This is a genomic window from Acidiferrobacter sp. (assembly GCF_054609335.1).
In genome coordinates this window covers 1-6,119 of the sequence record NZ_JBTRWP010000089.1, presented here as the reverse complement: position 1 = coordinate 6,119, position 6,119 = coordinate 1, and the positions used below count along the sequence as shown (strand labels likewise).

General features: G+C 63.6%; 7 protein-coding genes. 1 reads left to right on the top strand and 6 read right to left on the bottom strand.

The features are described from left to right. The 6 genes from ACYCTF_RS14010 to hemC all read right to left on the bottom strand — a co-directional run. Positions 1–335, bottom strand: a 335-nt coding sequence (locus ACYCTF_RS14010; protein ID WP_461285069.1) for a HEPN domain-containing protein, incomplete at its 3' end; no start/stop codon positions are given. Then, positions 292–738, bottom strand: coding sequence for a nucleotidyltransferase domain-containing protein (locus ACYCTF_RS14005; RefSeq protein ID WP_461281997.1), 447 nt, complete (start codon positions 736–738; stop codon positions 292–294). The genes ACYCTF_RS14010 and ACYCTF_RS14005, both read right to left, overlap by 44 nt. Positions 739–924: 186 nt before the next feature. Next, positions 925–2,145: a heme biosynthesis HemY N-terminal domain-containing protein gene (locus tag ACYCTF_RS14000; protein ID WP_461281996.1), complete on the bottom strand. Its 1,221-nt coding sequence runs from the start codon at positions 2,143–2,145 to the stop codon at positions 925–927. Then, positions 2,142–3,146: a uroporphyrinogen-III C-methyltransferase gene (locus tag ACYCTF_RS13995; protein ID WP_461281995.1), complete on the bottom strand. Its 1,005-nt coding sequence runs from the start codon at positions 3,144–3,146 to the stop codon at positions 2,142–2,144. The genes ACYCTF_RS14000 and ACYCTF_RS13995 overlap by 4 nt, the downstream gene beginning before the upstream one ends. Before the next feature lie 24 nt (positions 3,147–3,170). Further along, a complete protein-coding gene (locus ACYCTF_RS13990) occupies positions 3,171–3,956 on the bottom strand; it encodes a uroporphyrinogen-III synthase (RefSeq protein ID WP_461281994.1) in 786 nt (261 codons plus the stop codon). Beyond that, entirely contained in the window at positions 3,953–4,885 is a 933-nt protein-coding gene (gene hemC / locus ACYCTF_RS13985) for a hydroxymethylbilane synthase (RefSeq protein ID WP_461281993.1), read from the bottom strand. Before hemC ends, ACYCTF_RS13990 begins: the two co-directional genes overlap by 4 nt. A gap of 565 nt (positions 4,886–5,450) precedes the next feature. Between hemC and ACYCTF_RS13980 the strand changes: the two genes are divergently transcribed. Then, the gene (locus ACYCTF_RS13980; protein ID WP_461281992.1) at positions 5,451–5,900 is read left to right on the top strand and encodes a DsrE family protein; all 450 of its coding nucleotides are present in this window, start codon (positions 5,451–5,453) and stop codon (positions 5,898–5,900) included. Positions 5,901–6,119 lie beyond the last annotated feature (219 nt).

Sequence of the window (6,119 nt, the reverse complement as noted above, 5' to 3'; positions counted from 1 at the left end):
TCTTTTTGCGTAAAATGCTTACGAGCCGTGGAGCCGCTTGGTAGGGCATCCGGATATCGGGCGGCGATATAGAAGCGATCGAGCTTTGTTACCTCGCGTTCCTCCCATCCTCCCTCGATGGGTACCATCGCGGAAAGTTCCTCTATGGAGTAGGTCTTCGGAATGCGCCCGTTCGCTACCAGCAAGCCCTTGAAGGCCTTCTCGAGCGCTTGTTGCGCATGAAAGCATGCTGCGGCATGCATTCCTTGCTTGGCTAGAATCCGAGCGGCGTCCCTATCGTCCTCCGCAGCATCAAACCAGTGAGCGCTTTCCTTCAGCTGGTCGGATAGATTCATATGAGTCTATCCTTTTCAGCCCACAGATCTCGAAAAAGAGGTTGCCGGATTGCAGTTTATCGGCGATTTCCTCGGAAGAGAGCGGGATGATGTCACAGGCGAATGGCAGCCGCGCCGCATGACACGCTGCGGAGGCTAGGCTCATTCGATCCAGGAAGCGATCCTGGGCAATTTGGTCTCCGACCTCGACCAGAATGTCGGCGTCGGAACCTTCCACAGCCTCACCGCGCGCTACCGAGCCAAATAGCCAAATCCCCTTGGCCTCCAGGGCTTGCGCCAAGAGCGGGGCGAGGCGTGCCTTGCACGTATTCCGAAGGGTCAGCGAATGCCGGCGGGCGCGCGCCACTAAAGTGGCCCGGTCAGGTGCGGGAGGTGCGGCTGCGTCTTTTTGTTTCTCGCTCATGCGCGCAGTGCCGCGCCGACGGCTATTGCGCGCAACGGCCGCGCGACTAACCCGCAAGGGCGCTTGGGAATGAGACAAGCGCGCATCGAGGGCCCCCGAATCGGAGGGGTTACACTGGCGATGTACGCCTCGCGGCATTCCGTCCGCACTGAAGTGTGCGACGCCGGCATGCCCGCTTGTCTATGACTACGGGAGCGGCAGGAACAAGGTCTCCGGCGACCGGTGGTTTTCCCCCTTGACCTTTTGGAGATCAAGTCCGCGTCGGCAGTATTCGCGGGCCTGTGTCTGGTCGCCCAGACGTTCCATGACGAGCGCGAGTTCTCCATAGATGTCGGAGGTTGGGTTCTGGCGGGCGCAGCGCTCGGCGTACTCGCGGGCCTTGCCGGGGAGATTGGCGGCCAGCGCGAGCTTGGCGAGCGCCAAGAGGAGCGGGCCGCTCTGGGGGGAGACCTTGAGCCAGTTTTCCGCCTGCGACAGATAGCGCAGTGCCTGATCGCCCTGCAGATCCCCGTAGGCGCTGTAAAGTTCGTCTGTGGGTTCGTGGCGTAAAGCGGGGGTCAGCAGGTGCTCCGCCTCGCCAGTCTCGCCCCGGCGAATGAGATTGCGGGCGTAGAGGGCGATCAGTGTTGAATGCTGGCGGTGGTGCTTTGGGATGGCGCGCCACACGGCCTCCGCATCCGCCTGGGCGTGGGCGGCGAGCGCCAGCAGATGACGGTGGGCGTCGCGTTCCAGATCGTCGATGGCCGCCGCCTCCATGGCCTTGTGGCGGCGCAGCTCGGGTGCGAGTTGGGTCACCGTGGTCCAATCCCGTAGGCCGCGCGCCCGTTGCGCAAGTAGGCGCAGCACCGTGCGATTACCCGGATGCGAGATACGCAGCGCGTTTAAGGTGGCGAGACTGCGTTCGTATTCCCGGGCCGCCTCGTGTAGATAGGTCTGGAGGAGGCCCGCGGCAAGCCCAAGCCCCGGCACGCGCTGGGCTTGCGTGAGATATTCGTCGCGTTCCTCGCGGTGCCCTTGGCCCTGGGCCGCGCAGGCCGCGACCAGATAGTGAATGCCCGGCACGTCCTCGGCCTTGAAGTCGCCCACAAGATCCTTCTCGGCGCCTGTATGGTCGCCCTCCAGGAACTTGATGAGGCCCGCATGAAGGCCCTTTTGTTGATGGCGCAGGCGACGGTCCAGCCGCCAGCGGCCGACATCTCGAGGGATCCGCAAAAGACGCATAGTCACATGTAGCAGGGTGTAGAGCAGGACCACCGCCGCGACCAAGAGCAGCGCAAAGAGCGTGAGGGGCATTTCGACGCTCCAGGGGCTGCGCTCGATCAGCACATAGCCTGGGTTGTGCATGGCCGCCAAGGTCACGAGGATCGTGACCACGAGCAAAAGGACGATGCCCGACAGGATCTTCATGAGGCGGCGCGCGACAGCCGGCGCAGAAGATGTAGGGACTGCGAGATGTCAGGCCACTTCAAGGCCTGGCTCTTGTGTTGGAGGTCTTGGAGTTTCGCGAGAACCGTTTGGGTGGAGCGCGCCTTCACGTCGAAGTAGCGCTCGATCCAGCGCCGAGCCGCGCTAAGATCCGCCGCGACCAGGGCTGGGCGGTGTTCGAGCAGGGCAAGCTGTGCCCCGTAGAGGCGGATCTGCAGGTTCTCGCGCACGAAGTAGGCGCGCTTGGGCGCAAGCAGCGCGCGCTCATGTATGGGCTCTTTGCGGATCCGGATGAGCCCCGTGAAATCCTGCCAGATGCCGTCGACCGCGCGGCGCCAGAAGGGGAGCGGGGCCGATTTCACGGTGGCCGCCGTTTTTTCGGGGAAGGCGCGCGGCAAGGCGAGCGGCAAGGTCCGGACGCTATGGGCCAGCGCCACGAGATCGAGCGCCATGGTGGAGGTGTGTTGGCGACGCAGCGCCTTCAGGCGCAGGATCTCCTGGAGAATGGCCTGGCGCACCGGCAGAAGCCTGGGGTCGCCCTGGCGACGCAGTGCGCGCTCTGCCTGATGGAGCGCGAGCAGTGCGAGCGGGACGTTATGTTGGAAGCGCAGCTGGTCGTTGGCGATGAGCAGCAAGTCGGCCGCCGCCCGTACCCGCCAGTGACGTCCGGGGCGGTTGGCGGTGGCAAGCGACGCCTGGCGCTGGGCGAGATCAGCGATGGCCTTGCGGCTCTCGCCCTGCGCCTGCTCCAGGGACGCGATCTTCGCGTTCAGCTGGATCAGCGCCTGGCTTTGCGCCTGAAAGCTCCGTGTTACGTCGAGACCCACGATCTGCGCCTTGTAGGAAAGCAGGTACCAGACGTAGCCCAAGCCGATCAGGGTCACCAGCGACAAGAGCAGCGCAAGCCCTCCGGCGACGGAACGCGCGCGGCGCGGGGCGGAGGGTAGTGCTGGGGGGCTCGTCTTCTCGATGTCGTCGGTCATGGTGACTCTTAAGGGTTTAAGCGATTATAGGGGGTTTTTGCCGGCATGCCAGGCAAGGAGCGCCGCAATCAGTGCTTCGTCGTCGGCGCCCGCGGCGACCAGGAGGGGTCCTTTGAGGCCTAGGGCGAGGCAGGCGTCCTTGAGGCGCGCCCCGACCACGACGAGCGGGGTCTTCGTAAGCCACTGGCGGCCGACCTGTCCCAGGGCGTCATAGAGGTGATGCAGCCCTTCCACGCTGGTCACGATCACCGCATCCAGGCCATTGCGTGCCCAGGCCCGCAGGAGCCCCGAGACGTCCGCCGAGGGCGCCGCGCGCCGGTAGCACTCGGCGTATTGGACAAAGGCCCCGCGGGTCTTCAGGGTATCTCCGAGGAGCTCCCGGCCACCCTCCCCCCGAAAGACGATGATGCGCAGACCACCCATATCCTGAAACGGTTCCATAGACAGTAATGACTCACTATCGAACTGGCCCTCGGGGACTAGGATGTCTGTGAACCCGAGCCGCTTCAGTTCGCGGGCGCTGCCGCGGCCGATGGCGGCCATGCGCAGCGTCGCGGGCCACTCTTGCCCAAAGCCTTGCATGAGATTGAAGGCGCGGGTCACGGCATTGGGGCTTATGAAGATCGCCCAGTGGTAGCCGGACAGGTCCGCGACGACCGCCTTGAAGCTTGCGATGTCCCGGGGCTCCACGATCTCCACGGCCGCGAAGTGGATGGGTTGGGCACCCAGGGCCGTGAGCTGGTCCATTAGGCCTTGGCTTTGACCCACCGGTCGTGTGACGAGAATCTTCAGTCCGGCGAGATCGCTCACGCCCCGTCCTTCAGTAGGCGCTCGATGATGGCCCCGGCGCCTTGCGACCGGAGGCCTCCGGCGACCGCGCGCGCGAGGTGAGCGGCCCTCGTGGCTGGCCCCCGCTGGGTGTCGGTGAGTAGCCGACTTCCGTCAGGCTCGCCGACTAGTCCTCGCACGGTCAACTGGTCCGCATCCAGGGTGGCGAAGGCCGCGATCGGCAGCCGGCAGCCGCCTGCCAGGGTCGCTGTGACGATGCGTTCGGCCTCCACGCAGAGCGCGGTGTCCGGGTGGTGCAGGGGCCCTATGAGCCCACGGGTCTTGGCGTCATCGAGCCGGCATTCGATGCCGATGGCGCCCTGCGAGGCCGCCGGCAGGCTCACCTCGATCGACAAATAGCCGCTTATGCGATCGGCAAGTCCCAGGCGCTTCAACCCGGCTGCCGCCAGGATGATCCCGGAAAACTCGCCGGCGTCGAGCCGCGCCAAGCGACTATTGACGTTCCCGCGCAGATTCTCGATGCGCAGATCGGGCCGCCAATGGCGGATCTGGCAGGCGCGCCGCAGGCTTGCCGTTCCGATGACGGTTCCCTCGGGCAGGGCCGCCAATTCCGATGCCTTGAGAGGGGACACCAAGGCATCGCGCGGGTCCTCGCGCTCGAGGATCGCGCCTATGGTAAGACCTTCTGGCAGTTCCGCGACCACATCCTTCATGGAATGAACGGCGAGGTCGATGCGTCCTAGCGCAAGAGCCTGCTCGAGTTCTTTCGTAAAGAGAGCCTTCCCGCCGGAGGCCACGAGTGGGCCGGAAAGCTGTCGGTCGCCTTCGGTCGTCATGGGGACGATGGTGACTGTAAGCCCCGGGTGCAGGGCGAGGAGCCGATCGCGGACGTGGGTCGCCTGCCATAAGGCGAGAGCGCTCTTGCGGGTTCCTAGGTGCAGAGTCGTCACGGAGAGTCCGAATGGTGGAGTGTAAGGGCTGTCATCCTAAGAAATTGACGGGACTTACGCAAACTGCGGTCTTTCGCAGGGGGAGCGCCCTCGCTCGTCTTGGGAGGTGCATCCTCACGGACACGGCACCACGCGCGAACCTTGCGGTGTCGTGGCGCAAGCCGTGGACCCCTACCCTTCGAGCCGTCCTTGCGCCTCACGGCCCGGCCCCGGTCGCGGGCTTAACTTCCCCAAGGGGTGCCACGCGCGCGGTGCGCTTTCGAGGAATGTCTACGCGATCCCCGTCGGCTATGGCGATGCGAAACTCGAACTTCGCAGGACGAAACACGTGCGCACCCCTTTGCGGTTTTCTGTTTCCCAGGACCGCGCTTCCTGTTATAACGTCCATTGATGCGCTAGGAAATAAAGTTGCCCCGAAGGATCCGGACGTCCCGGACCCTTTTTGCCACGCATCACGAGCGTCGACACGGCACACGAAGAGGTGTCGAGCGCGACCCGCCGACAGGATACGAGGGGCCGATAATAAATGGATATTTGTCAAAACCCACCAGAGGAGCACTGTGATATGACGTATACAGCGGTTTACCATCGGTTCGTGTCGGCATTTGCCGTCTTGGCCTTGTTGGCGTTTGCCGCGCCAAGCTACGCCGGTACACAAAGCCATGCGTTTGCGACGCATCGCGTCGTTTTCCAGATCAGCAATGGCTCCGCCCAAGAGCAAGAACTCGTCTTGGCCAATGCCGCGAACGTGTTGAAGTACTTCGGGCCGACCAAGCTGCAGATGGAGATCGTGGCTTTCGGTCCGGGCATGCGCCTGCTCTTGAAGAATAATGTGCATGCGAAGATGATTCAAAGCCTGCATGCCGAGGGCGTCGAGTTCGCGGCCTGCCACAACACGATGATGAAGCTGCATTTGACGAAAGCTGATCTGAATCCGGTGGCGCACGTGGTGCCGGGCGGCGTGATCGAGATCATGCGTCGCGAGAGTGAAGGTTGGAATTACATCCGCCCGTAAGCGAAACCGCTGCGGTCGGCATAATAAAGATATTAAAAAAAGCAGTCCCATCTAGGAGGAGTTCATGAAAAAGCAATCATTGCTGACGGCGGCAGTGGCCGCCGCCTGTTTCGCAGGTGGTGCGCACGCCACCAACTGGTTCCAACTCCAAGGCACGGAACCCAACGGCATTGCCGCCCCCGTGCATGTCTTCGGATTCATACAGCCCACTTATCAGGA